We start from the raw sequence: 19,391 nt of genomic DNA, 5'->3' as shown, positions 1-19,391 counted from the left end.
ATCCAATCTAAATACCTTTTCCAAAAATATGCTGCCATTATAAATGAAGTAACGTTGTCAAAATTATTAATTTTTAGGTGGTATATAATGCACACTTTAAAAAAGTGTGGTCATTTTTAGACTAGAAGAAAGATTTTCAATCACGTTATTACTTTTTGGAAAAAATATCCACGTATCAAAACTGACAGCGGTAACATCGTCAAAAGCATGAATTACATTTTCGATAGTTGTTTCCAAAATTGGATGTGATTCATCGTTCCAAATTACTAGGCATTTCTCAGTTAATCCAAAATCTATTTGGGTCTTAATTTCTTGAACAGAAACTAACGAGACTTTGTTATCGATCTTGTCCCAATCAATTCTACCGCTACCACTAGTCTGTATTGGAAAGGAGCTAATAAAATGATCTATTACTTCCTTAGACTCTTCATCTTTTAATACTCTGACTTCTTTAAGAGCTTCTAGAGCTTCATCAAATAATATACTCATATAGATTACCTGTTAAATTGTTTAAGATAGTTGGTAAAATCAGCTTCTTTACCACCTTCAATCGGTATAGCATATTTCTTAGCTTTGTCACCTTTACCTAATCTAAAATCCTCTACATTAATATGCATACCCTTACTATCATCATAATCTAAACGCCATCTTACTTTTCCATCTAAAGATTCGCGTCCTACAACCTGACCATATCCTTTACTTGTTTTTAATCTACCAATAACGGGTTTTGAGCTTCCCATTGGTGCTACTTCTTCTATTAAATCAAATGCTTTGTTTCTTGCTTGTTCAAATGATTTAACTGAAGGCAAAACTTTTTCAATACAGCTATTGTGCACCCAAGTACCAAACTCACCAATATGATAAGTATGGAACTCTTCGACTTCAAAATTATAAACGGTATCAGTTTTATCAAGCTTACTTTGACTAACTACTGTCAATACTGCTTTGTCATCACGATTAACGAGCGTCATACCGATTTGTAATAATGACGCTGGCAACCAGCCTGTATCTACTACCCAAAACGGATGCTCCTCGGTCGTTTGATAAGTTTCTAGCTTACCATGATTGTCTCGGACGACTACTTCATAAATCTCTTTGTTATCGAGACTAAAAGTATCTACAATAGGGCGGTAGCCATATTCTAATGTTTCTTCATGACGCGACCAGACAAGATCGCCTTGCTTAATGGTTTCAATAGCTCTCAGACCATTAATAGTCTCAATAAGGGTTCCAGCGACAAAACAAGCTCTGTTCTTTACTTTTATGAACGTAGATAGATCACTGAGTTTGCCTGATTTAAGCAAGAGAGCACCACCGCCAGCACCTATGATCAGACCAATTTCACGATAGCTTGAGCCATTTTTTACAGCCTTAACCACCGCCTCTACAGTATCAATAGGAAGTATAGCCGAAATCATTGCTTTCATTTTTAAAGCATCTGCATCACTAATTTTTACTTTGTTCGCAGACTCAAGATTATGATTATTCTTTACAGCTTGATTGGCACTGTTTGCTGCTGTATTAACGTCCACATTGAGCATGAGCGCAATAGTTCCGGTTGTTAATGTAGCTATATCTTCAGTTCTTTTTAGTTGAGCAGGTGATGCAATACCCAACTTAGTAAGCAACTCATCTTCTTCGCTAGTACTAAGTTGTGCAACCATCTCACCAACAGCAGCGCCAATAGCACCTGCATTACAATCCTGCTTTTTGGCACTAGCGGTAGCACAGCCAACACCAGCAGCGACTAATTTGTGAGCCAAATCGCTCGCAAAGTCATCACCTTCGAAATCTTTTACAAACTTCCCGAACGTTTCCGCTGCAAACACATCGACTAGCGCACCACGAAGACTATTTTTTAAAGCCTCTTCAAAGCTTGCACCGTTAAGCGCAGCATCTGCAACAGCTCGGGTGACACCAGTACCGACACCATTAGCAAGTTTTTGACCAAAGGTATCAGTAGCAGTTCCTCCAAGACCTAGTTTAGCGCCTACGCCTGCTGTCAATGCAGCCGTTGCCATATTGCGTATAGTATCACTACTCGCCATATCTTTTAGCGTTTTACTAATGTCGCCTTTGTTATTAATCAGTGTAATAACCGCTTGCGTCTGCAAAGCAATACCAGCAGCATTAGTAGCCACCATGGAAGCGCTAAGGCCGCTACCTGCTGGACCTGCAGCGACAGTGATAGCAATAGCGATTAAAGCCGCAGCACCTGACGTCAAACCCTCTTGTGTATAGTCCCAGTTCTTCTGAATCAGATCGACTTGTACCCAATTGATATCGTTATCTTTGTCCAGTGTCGCAAGGTACTCATAACCCGGTTGTTTAGAAAGATTAAGAGCAATCTTTCCTAGTTCTTCTTGGCTTTTTTGTATATTCGTTTTGGCTTTATTATTAGCATCAACAGTAACTTCAACTGGCACAGCTACTGTCACACCACCTGGTGAGGTGATCGTTGGGACCTGATTAAACTTAGGTAACGAGGCCGTTGTTACCTTCTGGCACTTTGTCGTATTTACTACTTGTGATATGCGCTTGCTTGGCCACATGTTTCATAAAAACGACTCCTTAAGGACAATGTGTAAAGGTTCAAACAGCGATATCAATACCCTTTATTCCAGCTCATCAATCAACTGCTTCATTTCATCAATTTCACGCTTTTGTGCTTTTATAATATCGTCAGCAAGCTGCTGCACACGCGGATCTTCAATATCAGCACGACTACTGGTGAGAATAGCAATCGAGTGATGCGGTATCATGGCCTGCATCCAATCGACTTGATTAACCGTTGCTTGCGATCTCACGCCCCAAATGCCGACAGCAAACATCAATACGCTCAGACCGTAAATCATCAAGTTAATCTTGGTCTTCTTATACATATTAGTCATAAATGCCAACATGACGACTGCCATACCGGCACCCATGTAGAGCGCCATATAAGCCCTGGTTTCACTAAAGTAAATGTGATCCCACTGGTAGGTATTGAAGTACATCATGATATACATCACAATCGTAGACGTCACAATCATCAGAGTGAACTTCACATAAGGGTTCATGCCCTGTTGATGATTCATGTTGTTTTGATCTGAAGCATTCATAGTATATCTCCTATTATTTTAATAATATTAAAACCAGAACTTAAGCCCCGTTGTCAAACTACTGCTATCAACCGATCCATTATGTTGACGTCGTTGACCACGAGCCTTGCCAAGCGCTGTCTCATAACTCACACCGATGTAAGGCGCGAGTTGGCGACTGAATGTCTCATAAGTAAGCCTGACCTCAGTTTCCATCTCATTAAAGCCCTTGGTAATGTCATTATCATGGTCATCTTTACTAAAGGCAGTCAACCCCACCTCCGGTATAACTACCCAATGCTGATCCAAACGCCACTCGTATTCTGCGCCCAAATCAAGACGAATCTGACCATCGGTATATAAGTACGCCCTAGCGTCCGTTTCGATAAAATATGGCGCGGTACCGACAATACCTGCCATCACTGCAGATTTGTCGTTTTCAGTATCGTAAGCGACACCGGCCTCACCGTTCCAAAAGATACTCAGTGGTTTCCAATAAGCGAGCGAGCTCAAGCTATCGATTTCTTTATCATCTTTAGTCTGAGCACTACCTTCGGTACGTAGCCTTATACGATTACTATCCGTACCGTACCAACCCGTCGCTTCGAAGTTGATTTGATCGTCATCAAACTGATAGCCCAAGTCGTCTACTGACACTCCCCATAACGGCATGCTGCCCATCATCACTGGCTTACCATACTGCCCGTAGGGAATCCCATTTGAATAGTCTGGACTACGAGCATCGGCTGGTGGTTCACCACCCTGCATATTAGACATATCCATACTGCTATGACCCATATCAGACATGTCCATACCGCTGTGATCCATACCAGACATATCCATACCGCTGTGATCCATACCAGACATATCCATACCGCTGTGATCCATATCGGACATGTCCATACCGCTGTGATCCATATCAGACATGTCCATACTGCTGTGATCCATACCAGACATGTCCATACCGCTGTGATCCATATGAGACATGTCCATACCGCTGTGATCCATATCAGACATGTCCATACCGCTGTGATCCATGCTCGGCATCTCAGCAGCATTTGCTAACGGTGACATTAATAACATCAAAGACGACATGCCAATAAACGGTAGACCTACTTTATATATTCTCATAATAAGGCTCATATTCGAAGGTTTATTAAACAACGGCAACTTCTCTGAACATGCCGGCTTCCATGTGGTATAGCAGATGGCAATGCCAAGCCCATCGTCCAACTTCACCCGTCACATCAAAGCTAATCTTTTGCGCAGGTTGAACCACAATCGTATGCTTACGTACCTGAAAATTTCCTGATGGCGTGCGCAAATCACTCCACATTCCATGCAAATGCATAGGATGATTCATCATCGTATCATTCACTAAAGTAATGCGTACACGCTCATTAGGCTTAATATTTACAGGCGTTGCATCTTTAAACATAACCCCATCTAATGCCCAGATATAACGCTCCATATTTCCAGTTAGATGTATTTCAATCTCTCTGGTAGGCTTACGCTGCTCTGCTAGCACTTGCTCATCAACAGAGCGAAGCTGATCATAAGTTAATACCTTTCTATCAATATTACGCAGATTGATACCCGGATCATCAAGGTTCATACGTGGATTGTCTACGCGCATATCTGATTTAAAGTCATATTCGGTCTTAGCATGCTTTGCTTTGTAGCCTTTATCTCCCATCGCACCCATCATGTCAGCCATAGTTAACCACTCAATACTATCCATAGCAGGTATCGCAGCACGTGCGCCTTTTTTGGTAGCAAGTGTAGTGGCAACATAGCCTGATCGGTCAATATTTTGGGCGAATATGGTATGCGCTTCTTTGGTTGGTGTTACGATGACATCATAAGTTTCAGCCACCCCAATGCGGAAATCATCAATTGCAACGGGTGCGACATCAATACCATCGGTTGCCACTACAGTCATTTTGAGACCAGGTATGCGCACATCAAAGATGGTTTGTGCTGAGGCATTGATAAAGCGCAGTTTAACAGGCTGTCCTGCTTTCACTAACTGCGTCCAATTGGCGGCTGTCGTCTTACCATTCATCAGGTACGTAAAGGTCTTTTCACCAGATAGATCGGTAAAATCCGTTGGCATCATGCGCATCTGATTCCACATTTTGCGCTTGTCATAAGCGGCTTCTAGATCTGTTGCGGCAATATCAGATAGTAGCTTTTTGAAATCTGGCAAGTGGTAGTTATCAAAGTCAGCGCGCTGTTTGAGCAGCTTCAATAGATTGTGCGGATCGCGGTGCGTCCAATCACTCAGCACGATCACATGGTCTTCTGCGACTGGGTGACGCTCACGGCCTTTTGGCTCAATGACAATAGCACCACGCATACCGGTTTGTTCTTGAAAGCCACTGTGTGAGTGATACCAATAGGTGCCTGATTGTTTAAGTTTGAATTTATTTGAATTTATAAGTAAAGGTACTGTTCGCGGGAATACCATCGAAGCTGATGCCTGGTACGCCATCCATCTCAAAAGGTACGAGCAGACCATGCCAGTGAATAGAGGTCGACTCATTCATCTGATTATGGACACGGATGGTGACAGTCTCGCCCTCTTGCATCTTTAGCGTTGGCGCTGGTAGCGAGTCATTAATCAGTGTCGCTATACTCGACTTGCCATTGACGGTAATCGGCTTTTTGCTGACATAAAGGTCAAACTCATTACCGGTTAAGATGGGTACGATATGGTCGGCTTTGTCACTATTGACGGCGACGTTTTGTTGACCTTTACCGAGCGCACTATTGGCAATAGACGGTAGGGTGGACAACATGGATGCCCCTAACAAGGTAGAAGATCCTGTCAAAAAACGCCTGCGGTTAAGCATAGTTTTGTTCAGAATAATTTACCTGATTTATATCCATAAAGTGAGAGTTGAGTCTATATTTATCAGCTAAGTCTATGCCTTTGGCCGCTTATTAATAGAGCTTTATAAGCTATAGTCAATCAATATTAAAAGTGGTACAAGGCAGACGAGTGCAAGTACTACAGTAGTAGGCTAAACGAGTCTAACGCTGTAACACTTTAATAGTGGTTCGACTATATTTAAACGATAACCAAGCTAGATTTGCTGCTGCGGTGTGTCAATAGTTGCATAAACAGCTGTTGACCCATCTTTATTTAGTTGCATCACTTTGTAAGGCATAAATTTGTCTTGATATTCCATACCTGGGCTGCCAACAGGCATACTAGGTACGGCAAGACCGATTGCATCACGTGGCGGATTCTTTATGAACTGCGCCATATACTTAGCAGGAACATGACCTTCAAAAACGTAGCCATCGGTAGTTACTGTAGTATGGCAAGAGCGCATTTGCTGGGGTACGCTATAACGGTCTTTAAATAACGATACATCTTCAACATTTTGAGCAGTTGCATTTAAGCCATAACCTTCAGCATGACTAACCCACTCTTTGCAACAACCACAATTGGCATCTTTATAAACAGTGGCTGAAACATTGTGCAAAACCGCTGATTGAGTGTTTGAATGAACGCTAGCGGGTGCTGTTTTGCTTTCTAGCTTCACCTCTGATGTACTTTGCGTAGCACTGGCTGATTCATTTGCAGGCTTTGATTCAGCTGCAATATTAGGCTGACTGCAAGCAGCTATCGTTAAGGATAATGGTAAAACAGCCATTTTTGTAAGTATATGACTTGATATAAGACTATTTGTATTTATATATCTATTGATATAGCCTCTCATAAAATCACTCCTAAGCGCCTATCTAGCGATCAATCTATAAGCATTGAAGCCGTAATATTGACCAAGTTATACCGATAAATTTTAAAACTTAAATCATAAAAACAGCACTATGCAGCACTGTATACTCACGAATACTCAATGCTGCATATCAGACTCATTACCTGACATGCCCATATCACTATCAAACGACATATTTAGCGTTTCATCATCTAGCCGAGTCGTTAACATCGTGTACTGGTTTTTGTTCAAATCCGGTAGCGATCTGATAAAAGCCATCATTGCCCACATCCTATCATCATCATGAGAAGCACCCCATGCGGGCATACCTGATGCCATAATGCCGTGTTTTATTGCCCAAAAACCTTTTTTGGCACCGTCTTCACTTTGGTATCGTTTAACGACATCTGCGTCAGTAAAATTTGGTGGTTGTGGATACAGTCCTTTACTCAGGTCTGTACCCGCGACTCCCGGCGACAAGTGACAACCAGCACACATCTCTTTGTAATCTGCGCCACCTGAACTGATCATTTCTGCCTTTTGTAAGTCTGGCACCAAAATATCTTTACTGGCATGTTCAATTGAACGACTACGTGCTGTCTCTAAAAAGTTATAGACTAAGGGGCTATGGGCTTGATCAGCACCGATATTTATCACGCCGCTAGTTATTACAATAAAAATACCTATCATGATGATACAGACGGTAAAAAGTATTCCTAGTAAAAACTTCATAGGTCTGTCCTAAAAATCCATTTTTATTCATATCCGCTTATTGCTCGACCACCTTGTCCAACAACATCAAAACGCTATAAACATCTTTAAGAATCATTTTTGCTAGGGATACAATGTTTTTGGTACATCTGCTTCATTTTGCTCATATTGGTCATCATAGCTTTCATAGCCGGATCGTTCATATCCATTTTGCTATGATCCATTTCCTTCATCATTTGCATGTGCTTTGCTATTTTTTCGCAATTCATTTGGTCTTTTTCAGCATGCATTTTTGGATCGTGTGCCAGTGCAGAGGTTGAAACGACCAAGGCTACAGCAGCTGCTACGATTGATTGAGACAGTGGCATTGATTTAAAAAGTGACATAACTCATCCTTGATTGGCTATGAAGTCAGTAGGACTTCAGAATATTAAGTTGCCTTAGAGCATACTGTAGCGATTCTGACAGAGGCATGACGACAACATTACAATTCTGTCATCTTACTATTTATGGTTTTTAATGTTGTCAGTAATCCTTTAGTATGACATCAGAGCTGATATTACTTATCGCTACCATATTTGTTGATGAAGTACTTTTCAGACTGTAGATGTTGATCTTTGTGTTCAATCTCACAAGCCACTCTTGCATCGATATAGCTTTTCATTTGTGAATTTGAGAGCTGAGCATCGTTATGATCCAAGTTTTTTGCAAACTCAGTCAAAGCGTCGCAGTTATTGATGATTGAAGTGCTTAGATCAGTCGTATGCGCATTAGCAGTAGTAATCCCGATGAGCGCCGAGACTGATAGCAGTACTACTTTTTTAAATGAGCCGTGAATCTTCATATAAAACCTCTTCTGTAAGTTATTTAAATTGATTACCGATAAAAATAATTCATCGTATAGTAAAGCCCAAATAAAACTGATATAGCATCACAAACACACTCGATTAAATACTATTTTCCTTGCTTGCTGTGACTTCGTCTTTTGATGCTGCGAAAAATAGCCTTTAATCTCGTTGTGTCATTTTTAAATTGACTTGACTATAGCTAAGTATTGGATAGTAGCTAGGTATTGGAAACGAGCACCTATATACCGTTTATATAGATTAGCAAAATAAAACTGACAGTTTGATTACGAGCACATGACATCTTTGTCAGCTACCAATCAATGCTGTCACTTGTGCTGGTTAGAACGTTAGACAATCTTGACCGTATTGAGGAATTACAATGAAAGTACTGCTGGTAGAAGATGAGTTGAAACTTGGCGAATATATAAAAAAGGGCTTAACCGAAGCTGGGTTTATTGTGGATCATCATCTAACAGGCCTAGATGGCTATCACGCATTGATGACTGAAGAATTTAGCGTGATACTGATGGATGTCATGCTACCGGATGTTAGTGGCTTTGAGCTGGTGCGTAATTACCGAGCGGCAGGTAAGCATACTCCCGTGCTATTTTTAACAGCAAAAGATGACTTGAGTGACAAGATAAAAGGGATTGAGATTGGTGGCGATGATTATTTAACCAAGCCGTTTGCGTTTGCAGAATTGGTAGTCAGAATAAAAAGCTTATTGCGACGTGCCAATCAAACCGATTATCAAAGTACGATTATACAAATAGCGGATCTCAAGATGGACATTGCCAAGCGCACGGTGCATAGAGGAGTGAAGCCTATTAAGCTCACGGCAAAGGAGTTCTCGTTATTACAGTTTTTATTAGAGCGCCGAGGTGAAGTCCTACCCCGCTCAGTCATCGCCTCGCAAGTATGGGATATGAACTTTGAAAATGATACGAACGTGATTGATGTGGCGATAAGACGTCTGCGCATAAAGATAGACGATGACCATGAGGCAAAGCTGATTCATACGGTGCGTGGGATGGGCTACCGGCTAGAGGCTATCGATACAGCGCTTGATAGCAATCAATCTGACGACACTGGCACTATTTAATATGAAACATCGATTAGATAATCGACGCTTGCCTCTACTGTGGCGCACCGTTTTTCTACTCACTGTATTCGTGATTATCTCTCAAGTGATTATTTATGCATGGGTGCAGCGTTCTGTTAGTGGGCACTTTGAACAAATGGACTCTGAGATTCTCACGCATGCAGCTTTTAACCTGCGCAGAAGCATCAATAATGTTGATGCTCAGACAAAGTCAGCAGCAGCTTCAAAATCTCAGTCATTAACTAGCACCAATCATCTACATTCTTCTCAGCGTGATTATGACTTAAAGACTGTCATCGCAAATAAAAACGGTGCGCTATTATCTAGCGATCCAACCAGCTTTGCCAACGACCTACCTTCAGATTTCAGCTTGCCACAATTGTGGCAAGTCTATCGTGATCAACAATTCACGGTTGAGATAAAAAATAGAAATTACCGAGCCATCATCATCGAACACCAAGAGTTGTTGGCACTTATTGTCCTCCCCATCGATGTCCATCACCACTATCTCATCCATTTTAATCGTCAGCTTAGTATGATTTTATTCGCGATCACCTTACTACTGGTGTCAGTAGCTGCATTCAGTGTGTACTGGGGGTTTGCACCTTTAGCCACTATCGTACAAAAAATGAAAAGAATTAACCCTGAAAGACTGGATGAAAGAATAACCGTCAGTGATATGCCTTTAGAGCTACGATCACTAGCACAATCTTATAATTCGATGATGGTCAAACTTGAGAGTAACTTTGAATCTTTGTCTCGGTTTTCAGATAATATTGCCCATGAACTCCGTACCCCAATAGCAACGCTTAGTACGCAAACGCAAGTCATGTTGAATAAGCCAAGAGATGGCAATGAATACATTGAGCAGCTACATCATCAACATGATACGTTAGAGCAGCTATCGGCTATGATTAATAATATGTTGCTGCTGGCAAAAACTCAAAAAGGCTTAAGCGAGTCGCAAATCGGTAATGTAAATACTGAGCGCTTAATGACTAAGCTCGTTGACTACTATGAAATGCTGGCCGAGGATCGTGAGATCACTTTTGAAAAATCGGGTGAATTTGTGACAGTAGTAGGTGATGAAGGTTTGCTTCAGCGATTATTTGCTAATCTGCTGTCAAATGCCATCTATTACGCTGCGAGTGCCAGTACTATCACAGTATCAGCTACCATCATTACCTCAGGCATCGGCCTTGATGGTTCAAAAGAAGAGGCTCTAGCCGCAAAACAACGATTGTTAAAAATCGTCCTAACTAATCGCTTAGACAAACCACTAGAGCAGAGTGAAGCTGAAAAGCTGTTTGAACGATTCTATCGTCATGATAAGACAAGCAGTCAACATTCAGGGACAGGGCTAGGATTGTCTATTGTTCGGGCTATCGCTCATGCCCATAAAGGCAAAGTAAATATTGCTATCAAAGATGAGTATTATTTTGAGGTCACTGTAGAGTTATTGCTGGCCTAGTATTGACTATCTTCTATGAAGCTTGGATTTTATGAACTTTAAAGATGGATGAATTAATAGAATGTTAAGATAGTAATAACAGTACCCTAGTGAGGACTTGAATATTGAACCGCCCCGGGATTGTCGGAGACTCAACGCTCCAAGAAAATACGACAATGAAAACATGAAACTATACCCCTGAAATGAAAGAGCGCGCCGTCTGTATACTAATTGAAACTAAAGACGACTACCCATCCACTTGGTCAGCCATCAAAGCCATAGCGCCAAAGATAGGTTGCACGCCTGAGACCCTACGATGAGGCAAGTGGACACAGCAAGCTTTTGCGGTTTGTCTCGTTTAATACGGCGTTTAGGCTTTATTCTTAAGTTTAATTCAAGCTCACGGTAGATACGATAAACACGTTTATGGTTATAAGGCAGTCCGAGTACATTTCTTAGATATAAGAAGCACAGCTTAACGTCAACAATTTATTCAATCAAAAATATCTTGCTGGCGAAAATTTTTTTGGATTAACGTATGGCGAGCCTTTAAATGTAGTCGGTAGAGTGACGTATCGCTTTTAGTCTAAATATTAGAGTGTGTTGAGTTTGAAAGTTAACATCTAACAAATTGACATTCAGGGTCGGCTTATAATACCATTGATAATTACTTTCATTCATCTCAACGATGGTCCTATAATAATTTTTTGGAGCAATCCCATGCAGTGGACTAAACCCGCTTTTCAAGACATCCGTATCGGTTTCGAAATCACCATGTATTTTGAAGCACGCTAAAAGCTTATAAACCTGAATACCTTAAAAGCCCTAGATGATTAGGGCTTTTACTTTTTTTGACATTTGGAAATATTGCGCTATGTATATTCACGTTTTAGGCTCAGCGGCTGGTGGCGGTTTTCCGCAGTGGAATTGTAACTGCGAAAACTGCCACGGTGTACGTCAAGGCACCATCGAAGCAAAGACCCGTACCCAATCCTCAATCGCCATCTCAGAAAATGGCGTTGACTGGATTTTATTCAACGCCTCCCCCGATATTCGCCAGCAATTATTTGACTTTAAGGCGGCTCAGCCAGCTCGTCACCTAAGAGACACAGGCATCACCGATGTGGTATTGATGGACAGTCAGCTTGACCACACCACGGGGCTATTGACCTTACGTGAAGGCTGCCCCATCTCTGTTTGGTGTACGGACATGGTGCATGAAGATCTCAGCACAGGCTTTCCGCTGTTCAACATGCTAAAGCACTGGAATGGCGGCCTACAGTACAATCAAATCGACCCAAAACAGCGCTTTCAAATTGACGGCTATAGCAATTTAGAACTGACGCCTTTGGTCATTAGAAGTTCAGCGCCGCCGTACTCACCGCATCGTAACGACCCTCACGATGGCGATAATATCGCGCTGATTGTCAAAGATTTAAAAACACAAAAGCAGCTGTTTTACGCCCCAGGGCTAGGCAAAATCGACGATGAAGTGATGCAAATTATGAAGGCGTCTGATTGCGTGATGATTGACGGTACGCTATGGACAGACAACGAGATGCAAGAGCGCGGCGTCGGCACCAAAACAGGCCAAGACATGGGGCATCTGCATATCAGTGGTGAGGATGGCTCGCTGCATTATCTCGATCAGCTCGATAACGCGCGTAAGGTGCTTATTCATATTAATAACACCAACCCGATATTGAACGAGCAATCTGAACAAGCAGCGACCTTAAAACAGCACGGTGTTGAAGTGGCCTTTGATGGTATGCAGATAGAACTATAAGACAAACAGTAAGGCAATAAAATGAAAACAACAGAAGAAACCGCACTCAGTCCAGAAGCGTTTGAACAAGCAATTATGGCCAAAGGTCAGTATTATCATATCCACCATCCTTTTCATATCATGATGCATGAAGGGCGCGCCACGCAGCAGCAAATCCAAGCGTGGGTTGCCAATCGGTTTTACTACCAAATCAATATCCCGCTAAAAGACGCGGCGATTATGGCCAATTGTCCCGATCAGCGCGTGCGTCAAGAGTGGATCCAGCGCATGATTGATCAAGATGGCGTCTATCCTGATGGCGGCGGGCGCGAAGCATGGCTCGGTCTGGCAGAAGCGGTTGGCCTGACGCGTGAGCAGGTGATTTCGGAAGAGCTAGTCTTACCGGGTGTGCGTTTTGCTGTTGATGCGTATGTCAATTTTGCTCGCCGTACCTCATGGCGTGAGGCGGCGAGTAGCTCATTGACCGAACTGTTTGCCCCGCAGATTCACCAATCACGCTTAGAGTCTTGGCCCAAGCATTACCCTTGGATCAAAGAAGAAGGCTATACCTATTTTCGCTCGCGCCTCAGCCAAGCGCGCCGCGATGTTGAGCATGGTCTGACCATCACGCTTGACTCATTCAAAACGGCAGAGCAGCAAGAACGCATGCTTGAGATATTACAATTTAAACTCGATATTTTGTGGACGATCTTGGATGCCTTGAGCCTCGCCTATGTGCATGACCAAGCGCCGTACCAAAGCGTCACCAATGATAATGTCTGGCATAAAGGATTGTTCAAATGAGTATACCCGCGAGTTTACCTGAGCTGGATCAATCTCTGGTTCCCACATGGCGTCATGGCTATCGCTTTCAGTTTGAGCCAGCGCAAGACGCTTATGTCCTGCTCTACCCTGAAGGGATGATAAAACTCAATGACAGCGCCAGCATCATTGGACAACATATCGATGGCACCGCATCGGTTGCTGATATTATCCAAAAGGTGCAAGCCATGTTTGGCGACGTGCCTGAAATCGAGCAAGACATTATCGAATATATGCTGGTCGCCCAGCGTGAACATTGGATTGATTTAGTATGACTGCACCCGTCGGACTGCCGCTATGGTTACTCGCTGAGTTGACCTATCGCTGCCCCTTACAATGCCCGTATTGCTCCAACCCCATTGACTATGCTCAGTATAAAGACGAGCTGACGACACAGGAGTGGTTTGATGTGTTTGATCAGGCGCGGCACATGGGCGCGGTGCAGCTGGGCTTTTCTGGTGGTGAACCACTGGTGCGTCAAGACCTAGAAGAACTGGTCGCTTATGCGCATCAAAAAGGCTTTTATACCAATCTCATCACCTCAGGTATGGGACTGACTGAAGCGCGCATTGCCAGTTTAAAAGACGCAGGACTGCAGCATATTCAAATCAGCTTTCAAGCCAGTGACCCTGTAGTAAATAATCTCTTGGCAGGTTCAAAGCATGCCTTTGAACAAAAATATGAGATGTCACGTCTGGTCAAGCAGTACGACTATCCGATGGTACTTAACTTTGTGATCCATCGGCAAAATATCGATCAGATTGACCAGATTATTGATCTGTGTTTAGAGCTGGAAGCGGATACAGTTGAGCTGGCTATTTGTCAGTTTTATGGTTGGGCGTTTGAAAACATCGAAGGCCTACTACCGACCAAAGAACAAGTGGTCAGAGCCGAACGCATTACTAACGAATATCGCCAAAAAATCGAAGCACGTGGTATCAAATGCAAACTCATTTTTGTGGTGCCTGATTACTACGAAGAACGGCCAAAACCTTGTATGGATGGCTGGGGTAAGATTTTCTTGACCGTGGCACCTGATGGCGCCGCGCTTCCCTGTCATGCTGCCAGACAACTGCCCATATCCTTTCCCAATGTCAGGCAGACGCCATTAAAAGACATCTGGTATGACTCAGACAGTTTCAATCACTTTCGCGGTGATGACTGGATGCCTGACATGTGCCAAAGCTGCCCTGATAAAGAGCGCGATTATGGCGGCTGCCGTTGCCAAGCGTTTATGCTGACGGGCGATGCCAAAAACGCCGATCCTGTGTGCGGCAAATCGCCTTATCACTACCTGATCGAGGAAGCACGTATTAATAGCGAGACGCCAACTCCGTTTGAAGATCTGCGCTTTAGGAACCCTAAAAATTCTAAACGATTAAGTATGAGTCAAGAGCAACTGATTCCCACGCGTATGGTCACGGATTAATGATGAATAACCAGCCTATAATTTTTGATGGTCATAATGATCTGTTAACCCGTCTATGGCTAAGCTCTGCTGACGATCCGGTGCATGATTTTATTTATGGCACACTACCGGGACATTTAGATTTAAAGCGTTGCCGACGAGCAAGATGGATGGGCGGCTTGTTTTCTATTTTCTTACCGCCCTACGCTTATGTGAAAAACAACCATCCTGATAAGTTATCCAACCCATCAAACTCAGACTTCACTTCGCAAGAAATCATTGATATTTGCTGCGCGCAACTAGAACTTGCCCAGCAATTGCAGGCGCGATCAAACGGTCAGATTCAGATCTGTACGTCTATGGCACAAATTCAAGCCTGTCAGCAGAATCAGCAACTGGCCATCGTTTTGCATCTTGAAGGCGCTGAGTTTTTGGCTATTGAGCCTGACTTGCTGGATGTGTTTTATGAATCAGGACTCAGAAGTATTGGCCCACTGTGGAATAGAAAAAGCCTATTTGGTGATGGTTTAAATGCGTCTTTTCCGCATTCGCCAGACACAGGCTCTGGTCTAACCCGTGAAGGTAAAGAACTTATTTTGGCGTGTCGTGACAAGCATATGCTGATTGATGTGTCGCATATGAACGAGCGCGCGTTTTGGGATACGTTAGAGATTGCCGATCAGCCGATTGTCGCAACGCATTCCAATGCGCACGCCTTATGCGCGCAAGCAAGAAACCTGACTGATCGACAACTGGCTGCCATTAAACAAAATGGTGGTCTGGTTGGGGTGAACTTCGACGTGGCATTTCTACGTGCGGATGGGCAGCGAGATACGCAGACCTCACTTGATGTGATTGTCGATCATCTTGCTTATCTGATAGACCATCTAGGCGAAGATCACGTTGGATTTGGCTCTGATTTCGATGGTTGTCTATTACCTGATGAATTGTCTGATATCAGTCAAATCTCTAAGCTGATTGAGCGGATGCAACAACGTCACTTCTCTGATGCGCTTATTGAAAAGATCACGTCAAAGAATTGGTTTAGGGTGTTGGATGAGATATGGGAGTGATGGTTTATATCTTTGGATACCACGAAATAAAATATCTATATCGATGCGTATTGCTCTAAGAGTTGGATATAGTCGAACCACTATTAAAGTGTTACAGCGTTAGACTCGTTTAGCCTACTACTGTAGTACTTGCACTCGTCTGCCTTGTACCACTTTTAATATTGGTTGACTATAACGGGTATGAATTTTTCCTGACTCCCAAGGTGCTTTTTCATACTATTTACTATTAAAAATATAAAGCCTAACTGATTACCTTAGGCTCTATGATAAAAATCATCGAGCGTTAAGCCTCATTTTCATCGGTCAAGTACCACTCCATAAACTCATAGAAGCTATCCCAATGCGGTAATGTACCGTCCGCTAGTTGCTGTAGCTGTCCCATCTGAAAATCCCATACACTGTCATCTTCTATATTGTACAGATATCCCCCTTCACCTTCGCCTGTACTAAATAAAATGTAAGGGGCTGTCCTAGATAACTAGTTCAAACCCTGTTTAATCCATTGTTTTAATTGTAGTAATTGCGACTTTGGGTCACTGTGATTAAAACGCCACTCACATTCCTTTAAATAGAGGTGAAAATGCTCTTTTGGGACCCCGTTAAACTTACGTAGATGCCGTTTAGCTTGGTTCCAGAAGTTCTCTATACCATTAATATGATTCTTGTCATTAACAAAGGTTTTGGAGTGGTTGATGAGATAATGAGTAAACTCACTGACATCTAATGCGTTATAGCTTTTAAATGAGTCAGTATAAACAATGCTATCAGGCTTCACTTACGCTTTAATAGGCCAAACACGGGCACTTTGCTACCAGCACCTCGCCCTCGCTTGCCTTTACGAGTGCCACCAAAGTATGATTCATCTACTTCGATTTCGCCTTCAAATAGACCAGGGTCTTGACTATTCTCGTAAATAAGCACTCGTAGCCTATGAAAGTAATAACTGGCTGTGGTTTTATTAACACCAATTAGGCTTGCTGCTGTTCTCGCGGTAGAACCGGCAACAAATAGCTCGATGAGTCTGTTTTGTTTATACCAACTTAGTTTACTCTTTCTCATAGTACTATCCTAAATAATTTTACTTATCTAGGACAGCCCCTATTTTTAATATAACGACTGTAACACCTGCTGTGTTTGGCTTTCTAGCTCTGAAATGGCTTCTTTGTCTAACGCATCGGCATGCGGTTGGCCAAATTCGCCCCTAGCATCGCCATGTGTACCATCTTTGATATCGTTGTCAAAGTATTTACCCGTGTCGTCCGCGAACTCGTCCGAGACAGCCAATGCCGTTAAGATATTTGCGCCTTTATCTGCTGATGACCAGTGATGACCGTAGGCTTCATCAACCATCTTGGTGTTCAGCAGTGAGCCTGGGTTAACAGCGATCACATTGATACCATCGCTAGCGACTCTATCTGCCAAATCCATACTCCACATCGTGAGCGCCAGCTTACTTTGCGCATAGGCAGCTTTGTCATCGAGACGCTCTTGTCCTACAAATGCCTTATATGATATTGGAGCTTGAGCAGCCGAGCTCAGATTTACGATACGCGCTTTATTAGATTGCTTGAGTAACGGTAATAAAGCATTGGTCAGCTCATAAGGCGCTAGGTAATTGACCACAAAGCGTACGTCCAGACCATCTTTAGTTATCGCTGATGCCGTGGTATAAATCCCTGCGTTGTTTATCAATACATCCAGCTTTGGTAGCTTTTCATTGACGTCTGTGGCCATCTTGAGTACATCTGTTAAGTCAGAGAAATCAGCGACAAATCCATCAATATGATCTACCGCATCGCCTGTTGCCCCTGCTTGAACTTCTGCAATGACGCTGGCAAGTTTGTCAGCATCGCGGCCATGCAGGTACACTTGATGCCCAGCCTCTGCTAGCTTTAAAGCAGCCAACTTACCAATGCCATCTGTGCTACCGGTAATTAAAATTGTTTTAGTTTTACTCATGATTGCAACCATCCTGATTATTTAACTTATGGTTATATTATTAGGTACACGCTACATTTTATCCGCCGTCATGGTATCCATTGTTATGAAAGTGTTGTACTTCATACAGCCACTATTGATCATTTTTCAGTATTATTTTAAAAGTGGCGAACGCTTTATATAATTGTTTACTATAGGAAAATCATAACTATACACATAAATATCTGATAAATAAAAAACGCTAGTAAGTGAGTACTTACTAGCGTTTGAACAACGACTGTCTATCTAAATCTTCAGTTAGCGTCAATTAACGTAAATCGTCAACGACGGCTAGCATGGCGATAAGCGATGCTTCCCCTAACTGAATAGAACGCTCTGGTGACCAGCCCATCTCTGTATCAGGTAGATTATCGTTGTCTTTAAATGGCATCTCTAACGTATTGGCAAGACAATCAAAACGCTCAGCGACCCAATGGGTTGCAAGCGTCATGTTCGCCTCACCTGGCGCATCAATCTCATAGCCGACCTCGGTCTGAAAATCGGCATTGGCTAATTTCAATGCGTCTGAAAACCGATCACGTAGATGTGCGAGGCGCTCATTATAACTCGGCGTGCCTTGAGAGCCCGCAAGGAATGCATACGGCAATGCTTCATCGCCATGCACATCATAAAACAGATCAACGCCCGTCTCTTCCATCTTCTTAATCACATAAAACACTTCAGGGCTTTTGTCCAAGCTTGGACTTGCCCACTCACGGTTTAGGTTCGTACCTGCGGCGTTCGTACGTAGATGACCGCGTACACTGCCATCAGGATTCATATTGGGCACAATATAGAAATTGGCTTTATCTAATAATAGCCTGCTATTGGCATTGTCGCTGTCTAACAAGCTATAGAGTAAACCTTCGACCAGCCATTCCGCCATCGTTTCACCCGGATGCTGACGCGCAGTGATCCAAATATTGCGTTTATTAGTATCGCCATCACCAATTTTGACCAAAGTCAAATCACGCTTATCCAGCGTGTCACCCAAATGCTCTAGCGTCACTAGCGGATGTGTCTGTACAGCGGCTAATAAATCTTGATGACGCTCATAGCTATAAGGGGCAAAATAAGCAATTTGAATGGTCTCGCACGCCAGCTCTGCCACGATGGTTAATTTGCCATCTTGGTAAGAAGTAGGCAAACGAAACCAATGCTGACGATCGTAGGAAGCGACTGCTTGATAATTCTCCCACCCTTCGAGATAGGAAGCCTCACCTGCATTCATAATATTGAGAACGTACTTCCCTCCAACCTCGCCAGAGAGACGGAAGTTAAACCATTGAAAAAATTCTTCGCCAACGTCTGGACGAATGGCGAGCTGAATATTATTTTTATCTTCTATATTAAGTACGTCAATATTACCTGCGTCAAAATTGGCAGTGATACGCATGATCGCTCCTTGATGGGTTGTGATGAGTGGA

Annotated in this window: 20 protein-coding genes and 3 pseudogenes; 8 read left to right on the top strand and 15 right to left on the bottom strand. The window is 42.9% G+C overall.

Annotated elements, in window-relative coordinates:
• Positions 1 to 96: 96 nt before the first annotated feature.
• The 11 genes and pseudogenes from CUR83_RS06920 to CUR83_RS06870 form a co-directional block, all read right to left on the bottom strand.
• Positions 97 to 489 (bottom strand): CDI toxin immunity protein, encoded by a 393-nt coding sequence (locus CUR83_RS06920; RefSeq protein ID WP_284719355.1) that lies wholly within the window; start codon positions 487 to 489, stop codon positions 97 to 99.
• Between the two features lie 5 nt (positions 490 to 494).
• Entirely contained in the window at positions 495 to 2,552 is a 2,058-nt protein-coding gene (locus CUR83_RS06915; protein WP_284719354.1) for a polymorphic toxin-type HINT domain-containing protein, read from the bottom strand.
• 63 nt (positions 2,553 to 2,615) lie between these two features.
• Positions 2,616 to 3,101: a DUF305 domain-containing protein gene (locus CUR83_RS06910; RefSeq protein WP_058025818.1), complete on the bottom strand. Its 486-nt coding sequence runs from the start codon at positions 3,099 to 3,101 to the stop codon at positions 2,616 to 2,618.
• Positions 3,102 to 3,128: 27 nt separating this feature from the next.
• Positions 3,129 to 4,211 carry a copper resistance protein B gene (locus CUR83_RS06905; RefSeq protein ID WP_223332678.1) on the bottom strand — a complete coding sequence of 361 codons (1,083 nt, stop codon included), beginning with the start codon at positions 4,209 to 4,211 and terminating at the stop codon, positions 3,129 to 3,131.
• A gap of 25 nt (positions 4,212 to 4,236) precedes the next feature.
• Positions 4,237 to 5,439, bottom strand: a complete 1,203-nt coding sequence (locus CUR83_RS06900) for a multicopper oxidase domain-containing protein (RefSeq protein WP_284719828.1) — start codon at positions 5,437 to 5,439, stop codon at positions 4,237 to 4,239.
• 15 nt (positions 5,440 to 5,454) lie between these two features.
• Positions 5,455 to 5,550, bottom strand: a pseudogene (locus CUR83_RS13440) (hypothetical protein); the annotation flags it as partial.
• Positions 5,507 to 5,914 (bottom strand): multicopper oxidase domain-containing protein, encoded by a 408-nt coding sequence (locus CUR83_RS13435; RefSeq protein WP_284719353.1) that lies wholly within the window; start codon positions 5,912 to 5,914, stop codon positions 5,507 to 5,509. The pseudogene CUR83_RS13440 and the gene CUR83_RS13435, both read right to left, overlap by 44 nt.
• Positions 5,915 to 6,169: 255 nt before the next feature.
• Positions 6,170 to 6,811, bottom strand: a complete 642-nt coding sequence (locus CUR83_RS06885; RefSeq protein ID WP_284719352.1) for a DUF411 domain-containing protein — start codon at positions 6,809 to 6,811, stop codon at positions 6,170 to 6,172.
• A 135-nt stretch (positions 6,812 to 6,946) separates the two neighbouring features.
• Entirely contained in the window at positions 6,947 to 7,540 is a 594-nt protein-coding gene (locus CUR83_RS06880) for a c-type cytochrome (protein ID WP_071001532.1), read from the bottom strand.
• A gap of 86 nt (positions 7,541 to 7,626) precedes the next feature.
• On the bottom strand, positions 7,627 to 7,905 hold the full coding sequence (locus tag CUR83_RS06875; RefSeq protein WP_071001531.1) for a hypothetical protein: 279 nt from the start codon (positions 7,903 to 7,905) through the stop codon (positions 7,627 to 7,629).
• Between the two features lie 173 nt (positions 7,906 to 8,078).
• A complete protein-coding gene (locus CUR83_RS06870; protein WP_284719351.1) occupies positions 8,079 to 8,363 on the bottom strand; it encodes a hypothetical protein in 285 nt (94 codons plus the stop codon).
• Positions 8,364 to 8,746: 383 nt separating this feature from the next.
• Between CUR83_RS06870 and CUR83_RS06865 the strand changes: the two genes are divergently transcribed.
• Together CUR83_RS06865 and CUR83_RS06860 are read left to right on the top strand one after the other, a co-directional pair.
• A complete protein-coding gene (locus CUR83_RS06865; protein ID WP_075107096.1) occupies positions 8,747 to 9,469 on the top strand; it encodes a heavy metal response regulator transcription factor in 723 nt (240 codons plus the stop codon).
• Between the two features lies 1 nt (position 9,470).
• Complete coding sequence (locus CUR83_RS06860) at positions 9,471 to 10,940, top strand: ATP-binding protein (RefSeq protein WP_284719350.1); 1,470 nt, start codon at positions 9,471 to 9,473, stop codon at positions 10,938 to 10,940.
• 309 nt (positions 10,941 to 11,249) lie between these two features.
• Here CUR83_RS06860 and CUR83_RS06855 read toward each other — a convergent pair.
• Positions 11,250 to 11,393 (bottom strand): annotated as a pseudogene (locus CUR83_RS06855) (IS3-like element ISPar2 family transposase); the annotation flags it as partial.
• Between the two features lie 246 nt (positions 11,394 to 11,639).
• Between CUR83_RS06855 and pqqA the strand changes: the two are divergent.
• The 6 genes from pqqA (at position 11,640) to CUR83_RS06825 (ending at position 15,987) form a co-directional block, all read left to right on the top strand.
• Positions 11,640 to 11,714, top strand: a complete 75-nt coding sequence (pqqA, locus tag CUR83_RS06850) for a pyrroloquinoline quinone precursor peptide PqqA (protein ID WP_075107140.1) — start codon at positions 11,640 to 11,642, stop codon at positions 11,712 to 11,714.
• A 79-nt stretch (positions 11,715 to 11,793) separates the two neighbouring features.
• Positions 11,794 to 12,705 carry a pyrroloquinoline quinone biosynthesis protein PqqB gene (pqqB, locus tag CUR83_RS06845; protein WP_284719349.1) on the top strand — a complete coding sequence of 304 codons (912 nt, stop codon included), beginning with the start codon at positions 11,794 to 11,796 and terminating at the stop codon, positions 12,703 to 12,705.
• A gap of 21 nt (positions 12,706 to 12,726) precedes the next feature.
• Positions 12,727 to 13,488: a pyrroloquinoline-quinone synthase PqqC gene (pqqC, locus tag CUR83_RS06840; RefSeq protein WP_284719348.1), complete on the top strand. Its 762-nt coding sequence runs from the start codon at positions 12,727 to 12,729 to the stop codon at positions 13,486 to 13,488.
• Positions 13,485 to 13,781 (top strand): pyrroloquinoline quinone biosynthesis peptide chaperone PqqD, encoded by a 297-nt coding sequence (gene pqqD / locus CUR83_RS06835; RefSeq protein WP_058025981.1) that lies wholly within the window; start codon positions 13,485 to 13,487, stop codon positions 13,779 to 13,781. Before pqqC ends, pqqD begins: the two co-directional genes overlap by 4 nt.
• On the top strand, positions 13,778 to 14,935 hold the full coding sequence (pqqE, locus tag CUR83_RS06830) for a pyrroloquinoline quinone biosynthesis protein PqqE (RefSeq protein ID WP_284719347.1): 1,158 nt from the start codon (positions 13,778 to 13,780) through the stop codon (positions 14,933 to 14,935). Before pqqD ends, pqqE begins: the two co-directional genes overlap by 4 nt.
• A gap of 2 nt (positions 14,936 to 14,937) precedes the next feature.
• A complete protein-coding gene (locus tag CUR83_RS06825; RefSeq protein ID WP_186474528.1) occupies positions 14,938 to 15,987 on the top strand; it encodes a dipeptidase in 1,050 nt (349 codons plus the stop codon).
• Between the two features lie 478 nt (positions 15,988 to 16,465).
• Here the strand turns inward: CUR83_RS06825 and CUR83_RS06820 are convergent.
• From CUR83_RS06820 to CUR83_RS06810, 3 genes and pseudogenes are all read right to left on the bottom strand, one after another.
• A pseudogene (locus CUR83_RS06820) lies at positions 16,466 to 17,046 on the bottom strand (IS1595 family transposase).
• Positions 17,047 to 17,091: 45 nt separating this feature from the next.
• Positions 17,092 to 17,946: an SDR family NAD(P)-dependent oxidoreductase gene (locus CUR83_RS06815; RefSeq protein WP_186474529.1), complete on the bottom strand. Its 855-nt coding sequence runs from the start codon at positions 17,944 to 17,946 to the stop codon at positions 17,092 to 17,094.
• Positions 17,947 to 18,232: 286 nt separating this feature from the next.
• Positions 18,233 to 19,360 carry a M14 family metallopeptidase gene (locus tag CUR83_RS06810; RefSeq protein ID WP_071001524.1) on the bottom strand — a complete coding sequence of 376 codons (1,128 nt, stop codon included), beginning with the start codon at positions 19,358 to 19,360 and terminating at the stop codon, positions 18,233 to 18,235.
• Between the last annotated feature and the right edge of the window lie 31 nt (positions 19,361 to 19,391).

It is taken from the genome of Psychrobacter pocilloporae (genome assembly GCF_029872915.1).
GTDB lineage: Bacteria > Pseudomonadota > Gammaproteobacteria > Pseudomonadales > Moraxellaceae > Psychrobacter > Psychrobacter pacificensis.
Note: the sequence above shows the minus strand (reverse complement) of the source record. Positions and strands in the feature narration are given on the sequence as shown.

Coding starts and splice junctions, on each gene's coding strand:
- CUR83_RS06920 (WP_284719355.1), bottom strand. CDS start 489: ATGAGTATATTATTTGATGAAGCTCTAGAAGCTCTTAAAGAAGTCAGA.
- CUR83_RS06915 (WP_284719354.1), bottom strand. CDS start 2,552: ATGTGGCCAAGCAAGCGCATATCACAAGTAGTAAATACGACAAAGTGC.
- CUR83_RS06910 (WP_058025818.1), bottom strand. CDS start 3,101: ATGAATGCTTCAGATCAAAACAACATGAATCATCAACAGGGCATGAAC.
- CUR83_RS06905 (WP_223332678.1), bottom strand. CDS start 4,211: ATGAGAATATATAAAGTAGGTCTACCGTTTATTGGCATGTCGTCTTTG.
- CUR83_RS06900 (WP_284719828.1), bottom strand. CDS start 5,439: ATGCGTGGTGCTATTGTCATTGAGCCAAAAGGCCGTGAGCGTCACCCA.
- CUR83_RS06885 (WP_284719352.1), bottom strand. CDS start 6,811: ATGAGAGGCTATATCAATAGATATATAAATACAAATAGTCTTATATCA.
- CUR83_RS06880 (WP_071001532.1), bottom strand. CDS start 7,540: ATGAAGTTTTTACTAGGAATACTTTTTACCGTCTGTATCATCATGATA.
- CUR83_RS06875 (WP_071001531.1), bottom strand. CDS start 7,905: ATGTCACTTTTTAAATCAATGCCACTGTCTCAATCAATCGTAGCAGCT.
- CUR83_RS06870 (WP_284719351.1), bottom strand. CDS start 8,363: ATGAAGATTCACGGCTCATTTAAAAAAGTAGTACTGCTATCAGTCTCG.
- CUR83_RS06865 (WP_075107096.1), top strand. CDS start 8,747: ATGAAAGTACTGCTGGTAGAAGATGAGTTGAAACTTGGCGAATATATA.
- CUR83_RS06860 (WP_284719350.1), top strand. CDS start 9,471: ATGAAACATCGATTAGATAATCGACGCTTGCCTCTACTGTGGCGCACC.
- pqqB (WP_284719349.1), top strand. CDS start 11,794: ATGTATATTCACGTTTTAGGCTCAGCGGCTGGTGGCGGTTTTCCGCAG.
- pqqC (WP_284719348.1), top strand. CDS start 12,727: ATGAAAACAACAGAAGAAACCGCACTCAGTCCAGAAGCGTTTGAACAA.
- pqqD (WP_058025981.1), top strand. CDS start 13,485: ATGAGTATACCCGCGAGTTTACCTGAGCTGGATCAATCTCTGGTTCCC.
- pqqE (WP_284719347.1), top strand. CDS start 13,778: ATGACTGCACCCGTCGGACTGCCGCTATGGTTACTCGCTGAGTTGACC.
- CUR83_RS06825 (WP_186474528.1), top strand. CDS start 14,938: ATGAATAACCAGCCTATAATTTTTGATGGTCATAATGATCTGTTAACC.
- CUR83_RS06815 (WP_186474529.1), bottom strand. CDS start 17,946: ATGAGTAAAACTAAAACAATTTTAATTACCGGTAGCACAGATGGCATT.
- CUR83_RS06810 (WP_071001524.1), bottom strand. CDS start 19,360: ATGCGTATCACTGCCAATTTTGACGCAGGTAATATTGACGTACTTAAT.